This is a genomic window from uncultured Sulfitobacter sp. (assembly GCF_947499945.1).
Lineage (GTDB): Bacteria > Pseudomonadota > Alphaproteobacteria > Rhodobacterales > Rhodobacteraceae > Sulfitobacter.
The window spans coordinates 58,107-76,364 of sequence record NZ_CANMQD010000008.1 but is presented as its reverse complement, the minus strand read 5'-3'; the positions used below and the strand labels follow the sequence as shown (position 1 = coordinate 76,364).

At 56.7% G+C, this 18,258-nt stretch carries 13 protein-coding genes; 9 read left to right on the top strand and 4 right to left on the bottom strand.

What is annotated here, in order from left to right; translation table 11 throughout:
* Positions 1-5: 5 nt before the first annotated feature.
* On the bottom strand, positions 6-1,025 hold the full coding sequence (locus Q0775_RS18840) for a replication initiator protein A (RefSeq protein WP_298864802.1): 1,020 nt from the start codon (positions 1,023-1,025) through the stop codon (positions 6-8).
* 468 nt (positions 1,026-1,493) lie between these two features.
* On the opposite strand from Q0775_RS18840, the gene Q0775_RS18835 reads away from it, so the two are divergent.
* Together Q0775_RS18835 and Q0775_RS18830 are read left to right on the top strand one after the other, a co-directional pair.
* Positions 1,494-2,882, top strand: coding sequence for an AAA family ATPase (locus tag Q0775_RS18835; protein ID WP_298864800.1), 1,389 nt, complete (start codon positions 1,494-1,496; stop codon positions 2,880-2,882).
* A 92-nt stretch (positions 2,883-2,974) separates the two neighbouring features.
* The gene (locus Q0775_RS18830; RefSeq protein WP_298864798.1) at positions 2,975-3,955 is read left to right on the top strand and encodes a ParB N-terminal domain-containing protein; all 981 of its coding nucleotides are present in this window, start codon (positions 2,975-2,977) and stop codon (positions 3,953-3,955) included.
* A 71-nt stretch (positions 3,956-4,026) separates the two neighbouring features.
* Here Q0775_RS18830 and rfbA read toward each other — a convergent pair whose 3' ends face one another.
* Complete coding sequence (gene rfbA / locus Q0775_RS18825; RefSeq protein WP_298864794.1) at positions 4,027-4,899, bottom strand: glucose-1-phosphate thymidylyltransferase RfbA; 873 nt, start codon at positions 4,897-4,899, stop codon at positions 4,027-4,029.
* A 103-nt stretch (positions 4,900-5,002) separates the two neighbouring features.
* Here rfbA and Q0775_RS18820 point away from each other — a divergent pair, with 103 nt between their 5' ends.
* A complete protein-coding gene (locus Q0775_RS18820) occupies positions 5,003-6,031 on the top strand; it encodes a glycosyltransferase (protein WP_298864791.1) in 1,029 nt (342 codons plus the stop codon).
* A 21-nt stretch (positions 6,032-6,052) separates the two neighbouring features.
* Here the strand turns inward: Q0775_RS18820 and Q0775_RS18815 are convergent, their stop codons facing one another.
* Entirely contained in the window at positions 6,053-6,874 is an 822-nt protein-coding gene (locus tag Q0775_RS18815) for an ABC transporter permease (RefSeq protein ID WP_298864788.1), read from the bottom strand.
* 86 nt (positions 6,875-6,960) lie between these two features.
* On the opposite strand from Q0775_RS18815, the gene Q0775_RS18810 reads away from it, so the two are divergent.
* The 6 genes from Q0775_RS18810 (at position 6,961) to Q0775_RS18785 (ending at position 15,129) form a co-directional block, all read left to right on the top strand.
* Positions 6,961-8,187, top strand: coding sequence for a sugar transporter (locus Q0775_RS18810; RefSeq protein ID WP_298864785.1), 1,227 nt, complete (start codon positions 6,961-6,963; stop codon positions 8,185-8,187).
* Positions 8,188-8,226: 39 nt separating this feature from the next.
* Positions 8,227-8,880, top strand: a complete 654-nt coding sequence (locus Q0775_RS18805) for an ABC transporter ATP-binding protein (protein ID WP_298864782.1) — start codon at positions 8,227-8,229, stop codon at positions 8,878-8,880.
* A 168-nt stretch (positions 8,881-9,048) separates the two neighbouring features.
* Positions 9,049-11,742 (top strand): M10 family metallopeptidase C-terminal domain-containing protein, encoded by a 2,694-nt coding sequence (locus Q0775_RS18800; protein WP_298864779.1) that lies wholly within the window; start codon positions 9,049-9,051, stop codon positions 11,740-11,742.
* Between the two features lie 64 nt (positions 11,743-11,806).
* Positions 11,807-12,952: a UDP-galactopyranose mutase gene (glf, locus tag Q0775_RS18795; protein ID WP_298864777.1), complete on the top strand. Its 1,146-nt coding sequence runs from the start codon at positions 11,807-11,809 to the stop codon at positions 12,950-12,952.
* Positions 12,953-13,004: 52 nt separating this feature from the next.
* Positions 13,005-13,565: a dTDP-4-dehydrorhamnose 3,5-epimerase gene (gene rfbC, locus Q0775_RS18790; RefSeq protein WP_298864774.1), complete on the top strand. Its 561-nt coding sequence runs from the start codon at positions 13,005-13,007 to the stop codon at positions 13,563-13,565.
* A gap of 109 nt (positions 13,566-13,674) precedes the next feature.
* A complete protein-coding gene (locus Q0775_RS18785) occupies positions 13,675-15,129 on the top strand; it encodes a mannose-1-phosphate guanylyltransferase/mannose-6-phosphate isomerase (protein ID WP_298864772.1) in 1,455 nt (484 codons plus the stop codon).
* A gap of 92 nt (positions 15,130-15,221) precedes the next feature.
* Here Q0775_RS18785 and Q0775_RS18780 read toward each other — a convergent pair whose 3' ends face one another.
* Positions 15,222-18,179: a calcium-binding protein gene (locus tag Q0775_RS18780; protein WP_298864769.1), complete on the bottom strand. Its 2,958-nt coding sequence runs from the start codon at positions 18,177-18,179 to the stop codon at positions 15,222-15,224.
* Positions 18,180-18,258 lie beyond the last annotated feature (79 nt).

Here is an 18,258-nt window from a genome sequence, read left to right as displayed (position 1 = left end):
GTATTTCAGGACGGGTTTTTAATGCGTGCCTTGACCCAGCCAAGGAAGGCCTTGTCGGGTGCAGACAACCGTTTGCGCCCGCTGTTTGCCCACCAGCTGCGCCAATCGTCCTCCAGCGCATAAACATCATACCCCGGCGCAAGTGCACGCGCCGCTTCAAGCGCATCGGGTGAAATCACAGGCATGTCGAGGTCAGGTTCGATCACGGCGCTGCGCCGCTCGAACTGAATGGTATCGCCCGGGATCTCGGACATCGTATAATCGGGTAAATGGGCATCCACGATCATGCGGCGCAGCGCGGCGCGAAATACCCGCACCGGCGATGCAGAGCCTGATTTTTTATGCAAGGTTGCAACACTCACCCGCCACCCGCTTTGCCGACCACAGTGTTTGCGCGCCAATTCATAAACGCGCCGCTCCAGCGGCTTGCGCAGACGGAAATAATCGCGGCTGAGTGTCAGAACAGATTTGGCACAAACCGCCCGAAACAGCCATTCCGACAATGTGACCGTGACGCTGATCATGCGGCCCCCGCGGCTGCGGCGCACAATTTCCCAACTATCGATCAGGCCAAATCCTGATGTCACCTCCACCCCGCCTGTCGCCAGATTGGTCGTGATGCGTGTCCCTGCCAGCCGCTCGAAGGCTTCGCGCAGACGGGTGTAGCCATCGCCGGAGGTATCACGGTTGGTGGCCACCAACAGGTCATGCGCGGTGAGATGCAACGTCCGGCTCACCGCACGCCCTGCATTGATCGCCGCCATCAGCTGGCTGGTGCAGAAAATAAGAATGTCTTTGTCATGGATTGTCGCACGCCCCTTCACCGAGGGCGTAATCGTGATCTGTGTGCCGTTGTGGGCATACTCCAGTATCCGGCGATCAGGCCGTGTGGAAAGTGAGAAAAGCGGATGCTCCATCGAGGCAAGATCATCTTTGATCGCCATCCCAAACACATCACAGACAAAGAAGTCTGCTGTGGGGTGTAACGCGGGACCTAAGCCCGTCGCTATAGAAGGGTTCACCATTCTGCCTGTCCTTGCCTCAAGCGGATGCTCGTCCGCGCTGTTCCCCTTTTTTGACGATCGCTTATGTGCGATTCTGCTTTCGGGGTTTCAGTGACATCAGCCTAAAGTTATCCACAGGGTGCGTCCAGTTCTTTGCTCTATCCCAACGAGGTATCAGAGTCACTTGAACGGGGTATCAGAGTCGGGCCAGCGTGGTTTCAGAGTCGCCTTGTAGAATAAAATGCCTTAAAGCTACACAAAATCAGTAAGTTCAGAGAAAGACAGATCACTCTAACAATAATATAACAAATTATTTAACACTACAGCCATCCGGATTTGCTCAATCAGAAGGATGTACCATCCATTTAATCCCTGAATTGCTTAGGAAAAGAAGTGTATGTAATCTAAAACCTTCCATGTGCGCTGTTTTCTGATACCTTACTCAAAACTGCACACATGAAGATGCTTCACTACCGAAGGTACGCGCCGATGAGCTCTGATAAAACTCTCCCGCCCTATTTCAATATTGATCCTGATACGGCCCTTGCGGGACTGGGAGCGCCAACAGGCACCGACGGGTTTGAAGCGATAGCACGGGCCTGTGCTGCGGGGCGTGATGATCTGGCGGGGCGCGGGCTTGAGGAGAATGGATCGCGATCTTTACGGCTGTTTTCGACTTGGGAAATCACCCGGTATCTAATCCCTGTTGCGACGGGTCATTTCCGCCGCGTGCTCAAGACGCATCCCGATTTGCCGCAAGGGCGCTCGGAAACACCTGCTGGTGCCAAATGGTTTACGCTGGATGAAGTCCTGCGCTTGCGGGCGCATTTCGGCAAAGACGGATCAAAGGCAAAAGAATACCTGCCCTACCGCCCCAAAGGGATGCCTGCAAAAATGGTTGCTGTTGCCAATTTCAAAGGGGGCGTTGGCAAGACCTCCACTGCGGCACATCTGGCAATGTCCGCCGCATTGGACGGCTACCGTGTGCTTGTGATTGATCTGGACAGCCAAGGGTCCATGACGTCGATCTTTGGCGGCAAAATCGAGGATGAGTGGCAAACCGTTTTTCCCCTGCTGGCCCGTCATTATGCCGAGCATCTGCGCAACGCCAACCAGCGCCGCCTTGATCTGGGCGAAGCGCCGCAGCCGTTGGATGATACGTTGTCGGATGCGCTGGACATCAAGGCGGGTGATCTGATCCGACCCACCCATTGGCCCAACATCGATCTCATCGGTGCACAGCTCAACCTCTATTGGGCCGAGTTTCAGGTGCCGGTTTGGCGCATGCAGGGGCGCGGCTGGAAGCTGTGGGATGCATTGACCGATATCCTTGATGCAGACGGGGTGCTGGATAAATACGATGTGATTTTCCTCGATACGCCCCCTGCCCTCGGCTATTTGACGATCAATGGCTTGGCGGCTGCGGATATTTTACTGGTGCCGCTTGGGGCCTCATTTCTCGAATTCGATAGCACGGGCCGCTTCTTTGATATGCTGCATGCCACCTTTGGCTCCATCGAGGAGGCCGAGAATATGGCCGCGCGTGCCCTTGGCAAAGACGGGCTCAGGTTCGAGTGGGACGCAGTGCGTGCGGTTGTCACGCGCTATGACGGGGCGCAGCAGGCAGAACTTGCTGCCCTCATGCAGGCCTATCTGGGGACCACCCTGTCACCGCACCGTCAGGATTTCACCGCTCTCATCGGACAGGCCGGCGAGCAGGTTCAGGGCATCTATGAGGCTGACTATCGCGATTTTAACCGCGAGACATATGCACGGGGTCGTGAGACATTTGATGCGACTTATGCTGCGTTCAAGCAACTGCTTATCGGGTCATGGCGGCGCGACGAGCTGGCGGCACAGCAAGAGACACCCGACTAGATGTTTCGCACGCGAAACATATCAGATTTTCGACCGTACGGTCTATTCAGGCTCTATTCAGGGCTATCACGCAGTCTACCGGAGGCATTTCCATGGCCAAACGCAAACGCCTGACCCCCGCCAACCCAACACATCTGGAGGGGGATAGCCCACCGGAGAAAAATATGAAGTTCCCCACCTATCCGCAGGGCGTGGCCCCGAACCGTTCTGCGCCAATCGCGGATGTGGCTGGAGATGCCGCAATGGCAGCCGCTTTTGAAGAAGTCACCCAAGTGCTCAGTGAGGCCCGCGCCAGTGGGCGTATGGTATTGGATTTGCCTCTGGACGCTGTGGATGCCAGCCATCTGGTGCGGGACCGCGTGGTCGCTGACAGCGCAGAGATGGATGCCCTCAAGGCCAGTCTGCGCGCCCGTGGCCAGCAAGCGCCGATCGAGGTCGCGGATCTGGGGGGCGGCCAATACGGGCTAATCTCGGGCTGGCGTCGCCTCACCGCGCTACGGGCGCTGCAAATAGACGGCGGAGGGGCCACAGTACAGGCCTTGATCCGCCATCCTGCTGATGCCTCGGATGCGTATCTTGCCATGGTTGAGGAAAACGAGATCCGCGTCGGTCTGAGCTATTTCGAGCGTGCACGCATCGCCCTCAAAGCCGTTGAGCAAGGGGTATTCCCCACTCACAAAGCAGCCCTTCTTAGTCTCTATCATGCGGCATCGCGCCCCAAACGGTCCAAAATCCGCAGCTTCCTAACGGTTGTTGAGGCGCTGGATGGTCATCTGGCCTTTCCCGGTGCTTTGGGGGAGCGGCTGGGCCTTGCCCTGTCAAAGGCATTGGAGGCGGATGCGACGCTGGTCAAACGGTTGCGCACCGCACTGGTCACAGCGCAAACTTCAGAGGACGAACAGCGTATTCTCGAGCAGAGCATGAGGCAGCCCAAAGTCCGCCCGAGCCCGCCTGAAAAGCCGCCCGGTGTTGAGATGCGGACCGGCAAGGATGGCAGCATCACGCTGCATGGTGCGGGGGTCACGCCTGAGTTACGCAAGGCGTTAGAGCAGTTTATTAGAGACTGGACCTAATATTAGAGTCTAATATCGTTGCTGGCAGCAAATGTTTCGCGCGCGAAACATCCCAGTTGGACCCCCTGCCCTCAGATGGGTTTCAAAAGCCCGAGCAGATAGTCGCCATAGCTGTTCTTGGCAAACAATGCGGCGCGTGCGCGTAGTGCGTCGGCGGTGATCCAGCCGTGACCATATGCGATTTCTTCGGGGCATCCCACTTGTAGGCCCTGACGCTCGGACAAGGTGCGCACAAAATTACCAGCATCCAGTAAAGAGCCGTGCGTGCCAGTATCAAGCCATGCAAACCCGCGCCCCATCTGCTGCACGTTCAACGCATCATCATCGAGATACATTTGCAAAAGCGAGGTGATCTCCAACTCCCCGCGCTTTGAGGGGCGTACATCTGCGGCACGCTCTGGTGCGGTACCATCTAAAAAGTAGAGGCCCGTCACAGCATAGGGTGAGGGTGCCACTGCGGGTTTTTCAACAATGGCACGCACACGACCCTTCGGATCGAAATCTACAACGCCGTAGCGCTCTGGATCGGCTACGCGGTAGCCAAACACAGTCCCTCCAGTTGCAACAGCGTCAGCAGCGGCCAGAACCTCGGGCAGGCCGTGACCAAAGAATATGTTGTCGCCCAACACCATTGCTGAAGGCGCGCCATCCAGAAAGTCGCGCGCAAGCAGGTATGCTTGTGCCAACCCGTCCGGTGTCGGCTGTACAAGATAGGTGAACTCAAGCCCCCATTGGCTGCCGTCGCCGAGTGTACGGCGGAATTGCTCAGCGTCCTCTGGGGTGGTGATGATCGCAATCTCGCGGATGCCTGCCAGCATCAGCACCGACAGCGGGTAATAGATCATCGGCTTGTCATAGATAGGCAACAGCTGTTTGGACACACCAATGGTGATCGGATAAAGGCGCGTGCCGCTGCCCCCTGCCAGAATGATCCCTTTGCGCATGTGCGGTCCTTTTTTGCTGTATCTCCCAGAGATACTCGGGAGTGATCTACTAAGCAATTCTGGCAGTTTTTGGGCGTGGTTAATTTGACATGAAAGGCATTTTATGACCCTACCCTGTGAAGCACAGCAGGGCAGGGAATCTATCGTGGAGCAAGGTGAGGCAAGGCCACAAAGTGCGGGGCGGCTGGTGGCCGTTGTGGTGACGTATAACCGGCTGGAACAGCTTAAGGTAACGCTGGCGCGGTTGATGGCTGTGCCACAGCGCGATTTGGCAGTCGTGGTTGTTGTAGATAACGCCAGCACTGATGGCACCGGTGCATGGCTGCAAACACAAAGCCATCCGCGCCTTGATCTGCGGCTGTTGTCGCGCAACATGGGCGGCGCTGGCGGGTTCGAGGCGGGCATGAAGGCCGCAATGGTCGATCACGCGCCAGACTGGCTTGTGGTGATGGATGATGATGCACGACCGCAAGCGGCGGCACTGGCGGCATTCCACGCTACCGATCTGACAGGTTGGGACGCAGCGGCGGCGGCGGTGTATTTTCCCGACGGGCGCATCTGCGAAATGAACCGCCCGTCGCGCAATCCGTTTGCGCATACGTCTGTGTTCTTCAAAACATTGCTCCGCCTTGGCGGGCGCAGCGGCTTTCACCTCGATCCTGCTGCCTATGCGGATGATGCGCCCATAACGCCTGTCGATATTACATCTTTTGTGGGGTTCTTTATCTCGGCTGCCGCAGTCGGGAAAATTGGCTATCCCGATCCATCGCTTTTTGTGTACGGCGATGATGGTATCTATTCCCTGACCCTAAGCCGTAGCGGGGGGCAGATCGGATTTCTGCCACAAGTGCGGTTTGAGCATGACTGCTCGACGCTGGCCGATGACGGGCGGTTCAGGCCGCTGTGGAAGGTTTATTATTACCACCGCAATCTATTGATCCTGTACCGCATGGCGGCAGGATGGTTGTTCTGGCCCCTGCTGCTGTTGGTGCTGCCCAAATGGGTTTTAAAAGGTCGTGCACATGGCGGTGAACGGGCTGTGTTCTACCGGCTGTTGTGGCGTGCTGTCAGGGACGGTTTGCGCGGCAAACGGGATGTGGCACATGACGATATTCTGAAAATGACAGAGTGAGGCTACACGCCAGCCGTGTCCTCAATTCTCGTTCAGGATATCCTTATGGAAGCGGTGCAACAACAGCAGCCCCAGCGCCAGTGCGATCAATGAAAACCCGATAACATAAGCCGAGGATGCATAATCGGCGTTATACATCGGGTAGAGACCTGTGCGTAAAATACCAACCACATGAATGATCGGATTATACCACAGAATGTTCTGTATGAATTGTGGCATGTCCTCATAGATGAACAAAATACCCGACGCCAGAAACAAGGGCCGTGAGACGATTGACCAGATGAGATCCCACGTCTGGATCAACCCGATCAAAGCGCAGTTCAAAGCCCCGACAGCCAGTCCCAGAAGGGCGGCAAGGCTCAGTGCCCAGATGATCGGCATCACATCAAGTACAATGCGGGTGTCGATCGTCAGGATCATGCCGGCCAATACGATATAGGTGACCATGAATCCGGTCAGTGTGTTCAGAATGAACCGTGCCAGCAATGCGTCTATCCAAGTGACCGAGGGGTAGAACATCAAGGGCCGTGAGAAGTTGAGAGCGCGCGAGACAAACAGCGAGACCGACTGGTAGACATGAAATGGTAGATACCCCGATGCGTAGAACAGGACAAAGCTGGTGCCTAACGCTGGGGTGCGAAACAAAAGGCTAAATGCCAGAGCGAGAATAATGATCACACCCAACGGTTCAAGGATCGCCCAGATGAACCCACCCGCAGAGCGGCCATAGCGCGTGGACATCTCGCGCAATATCAGCGCCATAATGGTGCGCGGTGTTGCATAGGCACGCACACGTTGGTGTACCGGCCTGAGCGTTGATGGATCTTGAGAGGATGAAGACATGAAGAGGTTGCTCCGCCAGACTGGCAATGGACTTTGCAATTATGTAGGAAGGGGGCATGAATTCAAAGCCCTGAAAGGTGTGCCCCGTGACTGACGCAGCCGAGACCAAGCTACAGGCCGCACCGCCCCCAAAGCCCGATCAAGGGAAAAAAGGAGGGCCCAAAGGCCCATCCGTCGTAAAAGTTATGCCAATTGCCCCGCCGGCAAGATTTCAGCAGCGCCATCGCAGGCTGATCCTCAGCTTCTTTGCGGTTGTTCTTTTACCGATGATTGTTGCGGTGTGGTATTTATGGGCCGTGGCAGAGGATCAATTCGCCTCGACAACCGGATTTACGGTGCGCAAGGAAGAAGGCGGCGGGGCTACGGATTTTCTGGGCAATCTGGGGCAGTTTACCGGTGGAGGCGGCGCCTCTGACACGGATATTTTATACGAATTCATTCAAAGTCAGGGCATGGTCGAAGCCATTGATCTACGCCGCGATTTGCGGGCCATATATTCGATCAACCGCGAAAGTGATCCGCTGTTCTCTCTGGAGAATGATGCAAGTATCGAGGATCTGCTGTCGTATTGGCAGCGCATGGTGCGGATATCTTATGATCAGGGTACGGGGCTCATCGAATTGCGTGTGCTGGCATTCGATCCGCAGACGGCACAAATGCTGGCGGCTGACATCGTCGCTGAAAGCCAGAGCATGATTAATGCGTTGAACGCAGCGGCACGCGAAGACCTGATGCGCAACGCTGTGGTCGAGTTGGAGGATGCGGTCACGCGGCTAAAGACGGCGCGCGAAGCGTTGACCCAGTTTCGCATTGTCACGCAAATTGTAGACCCTAATGCTGACCTTCAGGGGCAAATGGGGGTGGTTAACAATTTGCAACAACAACTCGCCGAGGCCTTGATAGAATACGATGAGCGCGCCCAGGCCAATGCCACCGACCCGCGTTTGCTACAGTTGCAGCGCAGTGTCGAGATTATCCGCGCACGCATCGCAGAGGAGCGCGAAACATTTGCCAGTCAGGAAGTGGGCGGTGTCGGAAAAGACTATCCAACCTTGATGGCAGAATATGAGGGTCTGATTGTGGACCGCGAATATGCCGAGACATCCTACCGTGCTGCCCTCACGGCACTGGATGCAGCACGGGCCAAAATTGCACGTCAAAGCCGCTATCTTGCGTCTTATGTCGAACCAACCCTGCCGCAAACCGCAGAATACCCGCAACGGCTTGTTCTGATGGCTGTGCTTGCATTGTTCTTGCTGCTCGCTTGGTCGATCATGGCCCTGATCTATTACAGCCTACGGGACAGGAGATAACCCTGTGTTAGAGACTGATTTGCACAGGGTCTATTCGGCATGATTGTCTTTGAGAACCTCTCCAAAAGTTTCATGGTGCGGGGCACCCGCAAGGTCGTGATCGACAATCTGAATATGACCCTGCCCACGGGCAAGTCACTGGCGCTGTTGGGGCGTAACGGCGCGGGGAAATCAACGCTGTTGCAGATGATTGCTGGCACCATGGCCCCTGACAGTGGCGAGATATTATCGGATGGCAGCATCTCGTGGCCCGTCGGGTTCGGCGGATCGTTTCACCGTGAGTTGACGGGGGCGCAAAACTGCCGGTTTATTGCGCGCATCTACGGGGTGGATACCGATGCACTTCAGGCCTTTGTCGAGGATTTTGCCGAATTGGGTAAACATTTCTACATGCCGGTGCGCAGCTATTCGTCGGGCATGCGATCGCGGCTGGCCTTTGGTGTCTCGATGGGTATCCGGTTTGACACCTATCTGGTGGATGAAGTGACCGCCGTAGGAGATGCTGTATTCAAACGCAAAAGCCGTGCGGTTTTTATGGAGCGGGTCAAGGATGCCAGTGCCATTCTGGTAAGCCATGACATGAACCAGATCCGCCAATTTTGCGATGCGGGTGTGGTGCTGGAGCATGGCCAGCTGACCTACTTCGAAGATCTTGATGAGGGCATTGCCTATCATGAGACGTTAATGGGCTAGCGTGTGTCTTGCAGTACTACAATGCGCTTAGAAAAATTTATTAAAATTCAATAGGTTAAATCACTATTTAAACCGGAGTTAAAGGTCGCTCTGCTGCCATAATTGTGCCGCCGTATCTGCGTGCGTGCAGGCCAACCCTTCCATGGGATCAGTGGATTGGGGAATGGTATGGTACGGCCGGTATTTCAGGGGCGCATTAACACAGCGCAAGAAGAGTTTGATATCGGGCTGACGGATATGGCCGTGCTTGATCAGGCGGGGAACGCCCGCATTATCGCATGGGGTCCCGGTGAGGGAGTTTTGGTGGGATTGGCGCTGGGGCAGGGCGTTCAGGCGGTCGTATCTGATACTCACCAGCTCAGCGATGTACAGGTTGGCACTGCCAACCGTGTGCTGTCGGTGATTGAGCATCAGGGACGTGATCTGGTGGTCACGGGATCGTCAAATGCTGTCTCGACCGGCTATGTCATGGACGCGCAGGGGGATTTTGGCAGTGCAACCACACTGGCGGGGGTAGGGGGCCCTGCAGGTGGGTCGTTAGGGCTGGTGCAGGCGGGCAGTGGCACGCTCTACGGGCTCAGAGATAGCGGTGTACTGGCGCAGTTCGATGCAAATGTATCAGGGGGATATACCGATACCTCTCGCACGACTGATATTTATGGCCCTACAGCTGTGGCTACCGCACAGATTGGCAGCACTGATTTTGTACTGGCCGCAGGGCGTGATATGGGCGGGGTGGTCGCCTTTCGCGCCCACAGCAGCAACGGAAGGCTGGAAGCCACAGGGGCAGTGGGGACCGACGAGGGTTTGGGGATTATGACGCCCTCGGCGATGGAAGTGACCGAACTGTTGGGAAAGACATTTGTGGTACTGCTGTCTTCGGCTGCGGACGGCGGCAAAGGCGGTGCGTTGAGCGTGTTGGAGCTGACGGCATCGGGTGCGCTGGTGCCTGTGGACCACGCCAGCGACACGCGCGACACACGGTTCGGATCCTCCAGTGCGCTGGAGGTGATCGAAGTTGCAGGCCGTGTGCAGGTGATTGCAGGCGGTGGCGATGACGGGGTCAGCATTTTTGATCTGACACCGGACGGCCGCCTTATGCATCATGCCAGCATCGCCAATGACGGGATGAACGGTTTGGACAATGTCGCGGCGCTGGCGGCTGCGCAGGTGGGCGACGAGGTCCAGCTGTTTACGACATCCCAGACGGTTTCGGGCATCGGGCAGTGGTCCTATGATGTGGGCGATATGGCGGCTGCGGTGCAGGCGGCGGCGGCTGGTGGTGTACTGGCGGGGAGCGCGGGCGATGACCTGCTGATGGGCGGTGCGGGCAATGACCGGATTACGGGCGGGACGGGGGATGATATCCTCATTGGCGGGCGCGGGCGCGATACGCTGACGGGCGGCAGTGGCCGCGATACCTTTGTGTTAGAGCCTGATGACACCCCTGACAGCATCACAGATTTCGAAGTGGGGCAGGACCGGATCGATATGTCGCGGTTTCGCATGCTCTATGATGCGGACCAACTTGGATTTACCGCAACTTCAAGTGGCGCAACCCTGACATGGCGGGAGCAAACCGTCACAGTGGCGCGGCAGGGGGGGGGCTCCCTGACCTTGGACCAGTTGTTTCCGGGTGGCTTTAACTGGGCGCATCACGGATTCCTGCCTTCTGAGTTTATGCAGGACGATTCAGATTGGGTTCCCGAAGAAAATGGCGGGATCACAACGCCTTTGCCGACACCAGCGCCCACGCCTGTATCGACACCCGCACCGATACCCACACCCGCACCGACACCCGTACCGGCGCCAACCCCCGTGCCCACCCCGTCACCTGCTCCTGCACCCGTGCAGACGCCTGCGCCAGCGCCAGCGCCAACACCAGTACCCGCCCCAACACCTGTGCCCGCGCCACAATCGGCACCAGAGCCCACAGGAATTGTGGAGGACGGCACAAATGCGGCGAATTCAATGCGCGGTACGTGGCGTGACGATATTCTGCGCGGTCAGGGCGGCAACGATACACTTGAGGGTCGGGGAGGGAATGACAGCCTCGAAGGGGGCGATGGTGCAGACTTCCTGCGTGGCAATGAGGGAGATGACTATCTGCATGGCAACAATGACAATGACACAGTCTGGGGCGGCGATGGGAATGACACGGTTCTCGGCGGTAAAGGCGATGATGATGTGCAGGGCGGCGATGGCAATGACGAGGTAACGGGCGGCAACGGGGATGACACACTGATGGGCGGGAGCGGTGACGATCTGTTGTTTGCACAGGCGGGTGATGATGTTGTGTCAGGTGGGGACGGGTTCGATTCCATCCATCTGGGCATTGGCAACGACGTCTATACCGGAGATGGCGGCGGCAGTGACACGGTGCGTGGGTTGGTGGGGCATGACACGATCACGGGCGGCAATGACGGAGATCTGTTGATGGGCCATATGGGCCATGATGTCATCAACGGCGCAGGGGGCAATGATACGATTCTGGCGGGTATCGCCCATGACCGGATCAGTGGTGGCAGTGGCAATGACCTGCTGGATGCTGCACCGGGCTGGGATACGCTGGACGGTGGCAGTGGCAATGACACGCTGATCGGCAGCCTTGGCAATGATTTGATGACGGGTGGCAGTGGGGCGGATACCTTTGTGTTCACGGCGCGCAGCGGTTGGGACACGGTGACTGATTATCAGGACGGCATTGATGTGCTCTCAATCACGTTTGCGGGCCAGAATTTCAATCGGCTGGCCATCGCACAGGAAGGTGCGGATGTAACGATATGGTACGGGTCCGGCGGGATCGTGCTTGAGAACACGGACCGCTCGGAGCTGACAGAGGCGGACTTTCTGTTTAGCTGACCCGTGTTGCTATTGGCCCCCTGTTTTGACATCACAGGCAGGCAGGACAGCAAGGGGCAGCGCAGTGAAATTATTGATGGTAGGGGCCGGATTTTCCGGTGCAGTGCTGGGGCGTGAATTGGCCGATGCGGGACACCAGATTACGGTGATTGATACGCGTGCCCATGTGGCGGGCAACTGTCACACACAACGTTGTGCGCAGACGGGTGTGATGGTGCATGTCTATGGCCCGCATATTTTTCATACCGATGATGCTGGCGTATGGGACTATGTGCAGCAGTTCGCAACCTTCGAGCCCTATAAGAACCGTGTGAAAACTACGGCGCAGGGGCAGGTGTTTTCACTGCCGATCAACCTGCATACGATTAACCAATTCTACGGCAAGACGATGAACCCCGCTGAGGCGCGCGCTTTTATCGAGACGCAGGCCGATACGTCCATCACTGATCCGCAGACCTTTGAGGAACAGGCGCTGCGGTTTGTCGGGCCTGACCTCTATGATGCGTTCTTTAAGGGATATACGCAAAAGCAGTGGGGGTGCTCTCCGCGCGATTTGCCGGCCTCGATCCTCAAGCGGCTGCCGGTACGGTTCAACTATGACGACAATTATTTCATGCATAAAAATCAGGGCATGCCGCGGGATGGCTACACCGATCTGGTGGCGCGGATACTCGACCATCCGGGCATTACTGTGCATCTGGAAACGACCTTTACCCCCGAGATCGCAGCGCAGCACGACCATGTGTTCTGGAGCGGACCGCTGGACGGGTATTTCGACTATCGTTTGGGGCGTCTGGGTTACCGCACATTGGATTTCGAGCGCACGACAGCGCAGGGCGACGCGCAGGGCTGTGCCGTGATGAACTATGGCGACGAGGATGTCCCCCATACCCGCATCACCGAGCACAAGCACTTCTCGCCTTGGGAAGAGCATGAGGGCACTGTCCTCTACGTTGAGCGTGCGCGGGCCTGCGAGCCAGATGATATTCCCTATTATCCAATCCGTATGGTTGAGGAAAAAGCCCTCCTTAGAGACTATATCGCGCTGGCGGAAGCGAGCGAGGGGGTCACCTTTGTAGGCCGCCTTGGCACTTACCGCTATCTGGATATGGATGTGACCATCCGTGAGGCGTTGAATGCGGCGGATGCGTTTAAAGAGGCCCATGCGATAGGCACGCGGCCTGATGTATTTGCCGTACCGCCCCTGTGACGTCAGGGTTTTAACCCTTATTAGAGACTGATTTCCCGAGAGGTATGCCGCGATGAAAGTGACTAAAACCGCACTGGAGGGTGTATTGCTGCTGGAGCCTGCGCGTTTTGGCGATGCACGTGGTTTTTTCGCCGAGAGCTGGAACCGTAAAACGCTGCTGGAGCACGGCATCGATATGGATTTTGTGCAAGACAACCATTCGATGTCGGAGGCGGTTAGCACGCTGCGGGGGCTGCATTTCCAGACGCCGCCCCATGCGCAGGCCAAGCTGGTGCGCTGCGCACGCGGGGCGCTATTTGATGTGGCGGTGGATATCCGTGTGGGCAGTCCGACCTATGGCCATTGGGTGGGATATGACCTGAGTTTCGAGAACGGGCTGCAATTGCTGATCCCGACAGGGTTCTTGCACGGGTTCGTCACCCGCGAGGCCAACACCGAGATCGCCTATAAATGCACCGCGTATTACGCGCCTGAATGTGACCGCTCGGTCCGGTTTGACGATGTGGATATCGGGATTGACTGGGCGCTGTCGAGTGAGCCGGTTTTGTCGGCCAAAGATGTGGCCGCGCAGGCTTTGCGTGATGTGGACAACCCGTTCGTCTGGGAAGGCTGACCCGCACAGGTGTAAAATAATCATAACCAGTCTCAATTTCGTCGCAATATTCTGTAGAATTAGGCGTAGCCTGCGATCCTTATAACTGCGTGCAATTGTGAGATACGATATGACCGATACAATTCATCCGCTCTTGCTGTGTGGCGGATCCGGTACGCGGCTTTGGCCTTTGTCGCGCAAAAGCTATCCCAAACAATTTGCCCGCCTTACGGGAGACGAAAGCCTGTTCCAGACCTCGGCGCAGCGGTTGTCGGGGGCAGGGTTTGCCGCGCCCTTGATCATCACGGGATCTGACTACCGCTTTGTCGTGACGGAGCAATTGTCGGCCATCGGGGTGGGGGCGGCGGCAACTATTATCGAGCCTGAGGCCCGCAACACGGCCCCTGCGATCCTTGCCGGCGCATTGGTTTTAGAGGCGCAACAAAACGGTGCGGATACGCTGATGCTGGTGGCGCCCTCCGATCATGTGATCGAGGATGCGGCACTGTTTCGCGCGGCTGCGCTCGCGGCGGTGCCCACTGCGCAGGCGGGGCAGTTGGTCACATTTGGCATCCGCCCCACACGGCCCGAGACGGGCTATGGCTGGTTGGCGCTGTCGCAAGATATCGGGGCAGATTTTGCACCCGTGGCCCAACCCCTCGAGGGGTTTGTCGAAAAGCCTGATGCAGAAACGGCCCAGGCATTGGTCGAGGGCGGGCGGCATTTGTGGAACGCAGGCATTTTCTTGTTCACGACCGCCACCCTGATTGCAGCCTTCGAGAAATACGCGCCCCAGATGTTAAAGGCGACACGCGAAGCGGTGGCATTGGCCGAACAGGATTTACACTTTACCCGTCTGGCACCTGAACCTTGGGCCACGCTTGAGGACGATTCAATCGATTATGCCATCATGGAAAAAGCCGCCAATCTGAGCGTGGTGCCGTATGGTGGTGCGTGGTCCGATCTGGGCAGTTGGGAGGCAGTCTGGCGCGACGGGACACAGGACGCGGACGGGGTTGTCACCAGCGCGGGAGCGACTGCGATTGGCTGTCACAACACTTTGTTGCGCTCTGAGGACCCTGATCAGCAGCTGGTAGGCATCGGGCTGGACGATATTATCGCGATTGCCATGCCGGATGCGGTGCTGGTGGCGCACCGCGATCACACCCAACAGGTCAAACAGGCGGTGAGCATCCTCAAGGCACAAGATATTGCACAGGCCGATACATTGCCGCGCGACTACCGCCCTTGGGGCTGGTTCGAATGTCTGGGCGCAGGCACGCGGTTTCAGGTCAAACGCATCGTGGTGAACCCCGGTGCGGCCCTGTCATTGCAAAGCCATCACCACCGCGCCGAGCATTGGATTGTCGTGGAAGGCACCGCAGAAGTCACCATCGACGACGAGGTCAAACTGGTGACGGAAAACCAGTCCGTCTATATCCCTCTGGGCGCCGTGCACCGAATGGTGAACCCCGGCAAACTGCCCATGGTTCTGATCGAAGTGCAGACGGGATCGTACCTCGGAGAGGATGATATCGTGCGCTACGAAGACGTCTATGCCCGCGGGCAGGGGGCCAAAGGGTAGGGCGCTTAGCGTCTCCAACCCTTTGAGGAGTCGCGTATTTGCAGTGCATGCGGCCACAGATATATGCATAGCCGCATGCTCTTGTATGGTTTTTAGAAGATAAAATCATCCACTGTGAGGTTTCCGGCCAATCCGTTCACCAATACAGTGTTGCCTGCGCCGTCCGCCACCAGAGCTGCACTGCCCGATGTTGTGATCGTCAGATCGGCAAAGCTGGTGACGCCTGCGTGATCAACGAAGTTGAGCATATCCACACCGTCCTCGAAGTCTGCGACCACGTCATTGCCAAATCCAGTGTCGAATTTGAACTGATCCGCGCCGGCATAGCTGCGCAAGGTGTCGTTGCCGCCCAGTCCGTTGATGATGTTATCGCGGGTGTTGCCGCTCAGAACATCATTGAACGCAGAGCCGCTCAGATTTTCGATCGAGGAAAAGCGGTCGCCGGTGGCATGGTTGGTAGCCCCGGTTCCTGTGTAGCCTGTTTGAAGGGAGACATTCACCCCACTGCTACTGTCAAAATAGCTCGCTGTGTCGTTACCACCGCCGCCATACAAGCGGTCAGCCCCTTCGCGCCCGACCAGAATATCATCGCCATCGTTGCCTGACAGGTGGTTGTCCCCGCTATCACCGCTCAGCAAATCATCAAAATCGCTGCCGTAAATGCCTTCGATGTTGAAAAACGTATCTCCTGATGCGTGGTTATCTACACCCCCACCCGTATATCCGGTTTTGAGCGAGACGTTAACGTAGCTCTCAGAGCGTTCATAATCGGCATAATCGTAGCCGTCGCTGCCATCCAGACGGTCAGCACCAAGGCCACCATCTAAAAAGTTGTTCTCATCATTTCCGCGCAGCCTGTCGTCAAAATCCGACCCGCGCAGGTTTGCGATCCCTATGAATGTATCGCCAGCCGCATGCGTGCCGGCACCACCGCCGGCGAAACCGGTTGCCAGAGATACGTTTACAAAACCCGCAGAACTTTCATAGCTGGCCGTATCCCCATAGTCGCCGCCGCCATCCAGCACATCTGCACCGGCCCCCCCTTCGAGGACGTCACGGCCGTCTTCGCCGCGCAGAACATCATCACCTACGCCGCCTCTGAGGACGTCACGGTCTTCTCCGCCGTGCAGAATATCATCACCTGCGCCGCCTTCGAGGATGTCACTGTTGCCGCCGCCGAGCAGGGTATTGTTGCCAGCATTCCCGATCAAAGTATCGTTATTCTCGCCACCAATGAGATGTTCGATCCCGATATAAACATCCCCAAAAGAATCGCTTGATGTGTTGCCGCCACCAACGCCGGTGAGCAGGTTGGCCTCGTTTCCAGTGTCAGAGCCGGCAAAGGAAACAGTATCCTCACCGCCGCGCCCGTTCAGCGTGTCAGCACCAGCCAATCCCATGAGGAGGTTGTCATTATTATCGGTGGACAGACTATCATCATGCATGCTGCCTGTCAGATTTTCGATAGAACTGAAGGTATCACCTGTCGCGTCATTATCGACACCGCCGCCCGTGTATCCGGTTGCCAGTGAAACATTTACAAAGCTTTCGGAGGATGCGTAGCTGATCGTATCATTGCCAGCGTTGCCGTTCAGGACATCGGCCCCCTTACCTCCCTCTAGAAGGTTGCTCCCGTTGTCTCCGTTTAGCCGGTCATCGAATGCAGACCCGATAAGCCCCTCAATCAGCAGGAACGTGTCACCTGTCGCATCATTATCGACACCGCCCCCGGTATATCCGGTCGCCAGTGAAACATTCACAAAGCTGGTAGAGGTTTGATATCCGACGACGTCAAAACCACCATTACCGTTATAAAAATCTGCACCCGCACCACCCTGCAATAGGTTATCGTTGCTGTCACCGTTCAAGCGGTCATCGAACGCGGACCCGATCAGGTTGCCAATATTAGCGAGTGTATCGCCAATCGCGTGACTGCCGGCGCCACCGCCCATGAAACCGGTCAACAGGGAGACGTTCACAAACCCGGCTGATGAGGCGTAGCTTGCGGTATCGGTTCCATTATTACGGCCGATTATTTGGTCGGCACCTGCACCGCCCTCGATCCAGGAATCCCCACGGCTGCCGCCGCGGAGCGTATCATCACCATCACCGCCGAAAATCACAGCGCCTAGATATCCGGCAGTGATTAGATCATTGCCATCCTCGCCGTATAATGTGCCGCCTTGGTAGCCACCTCTGATTACATCGTCGTCATTGCCGCCGTATACTGTACCGCCCAGGTAGCTACCATTGAGCATGTCATTGCCATTGCCGCCGTATACTGTACCGCCAGAGTAGCCACCACTAATTGTATCGTTGCCAGTGTTGCCATACAGATCACTCACAGAGAAACCGCCGCGGATCACGTCGTCGCCACTATTGCCGTGTATCTCGCCGCCGCCGTAGCCGCCGCTCAAAGAGTCGTTGCCCTCACCGCCAAATATATCAGTGATATGTTGGCCACCACGTATCGTGTCGTTGCCAATACCGCCAAACACATCACCGCCAGTATAGCTGGCTCTGATAGAATCGTTGCCCGCGTCGCCGTTAATCGTACCACTACCGTTATAGCCACCATCGATTGTGTCGTTGCCTTCACCACCCGATATGACCGCACCACCATAGCCACCGTCGATATTATCATCGCCACCGCCGCCGTTCAGGGTGTCGAATGTCCGCTGGCCACCGATGATATTATCGCTGAACACCGTGCCTGTGACCATAGAGGCCGGGCCGTTATAGATTGTATCGAAATTGCGAATTTCGATGGTATCGTTTGCGCTGAAATTGGTGATGGCTACCGCGCTCAGATCCAGCGTAGCCCCGTTATCGAGCCTGAAGCTTATCGTTGCAACATCGGTTGCTGCGGGGGCAAAGTTGATAAAATCAAGATTGTTCGCGGCGTCCGCGTCAAAAATCACAGTGCGGTTAAGTGCTGTGCCCGTAGATCCGGGGAGAAAATCAATCGCATCGTAAACCGATGTGTCAGTGCCCGTATAATCAAAATCACCATTGATCGCTGCAATCGTCAGGGGGTTATCACCAATCATATTCTTTTAGCTCCAAATCGTCTTTTAAAGAGGGCGGTTATCTAAATGTGTTTTGTGCGCCTGCACTTGACTAAGCTTC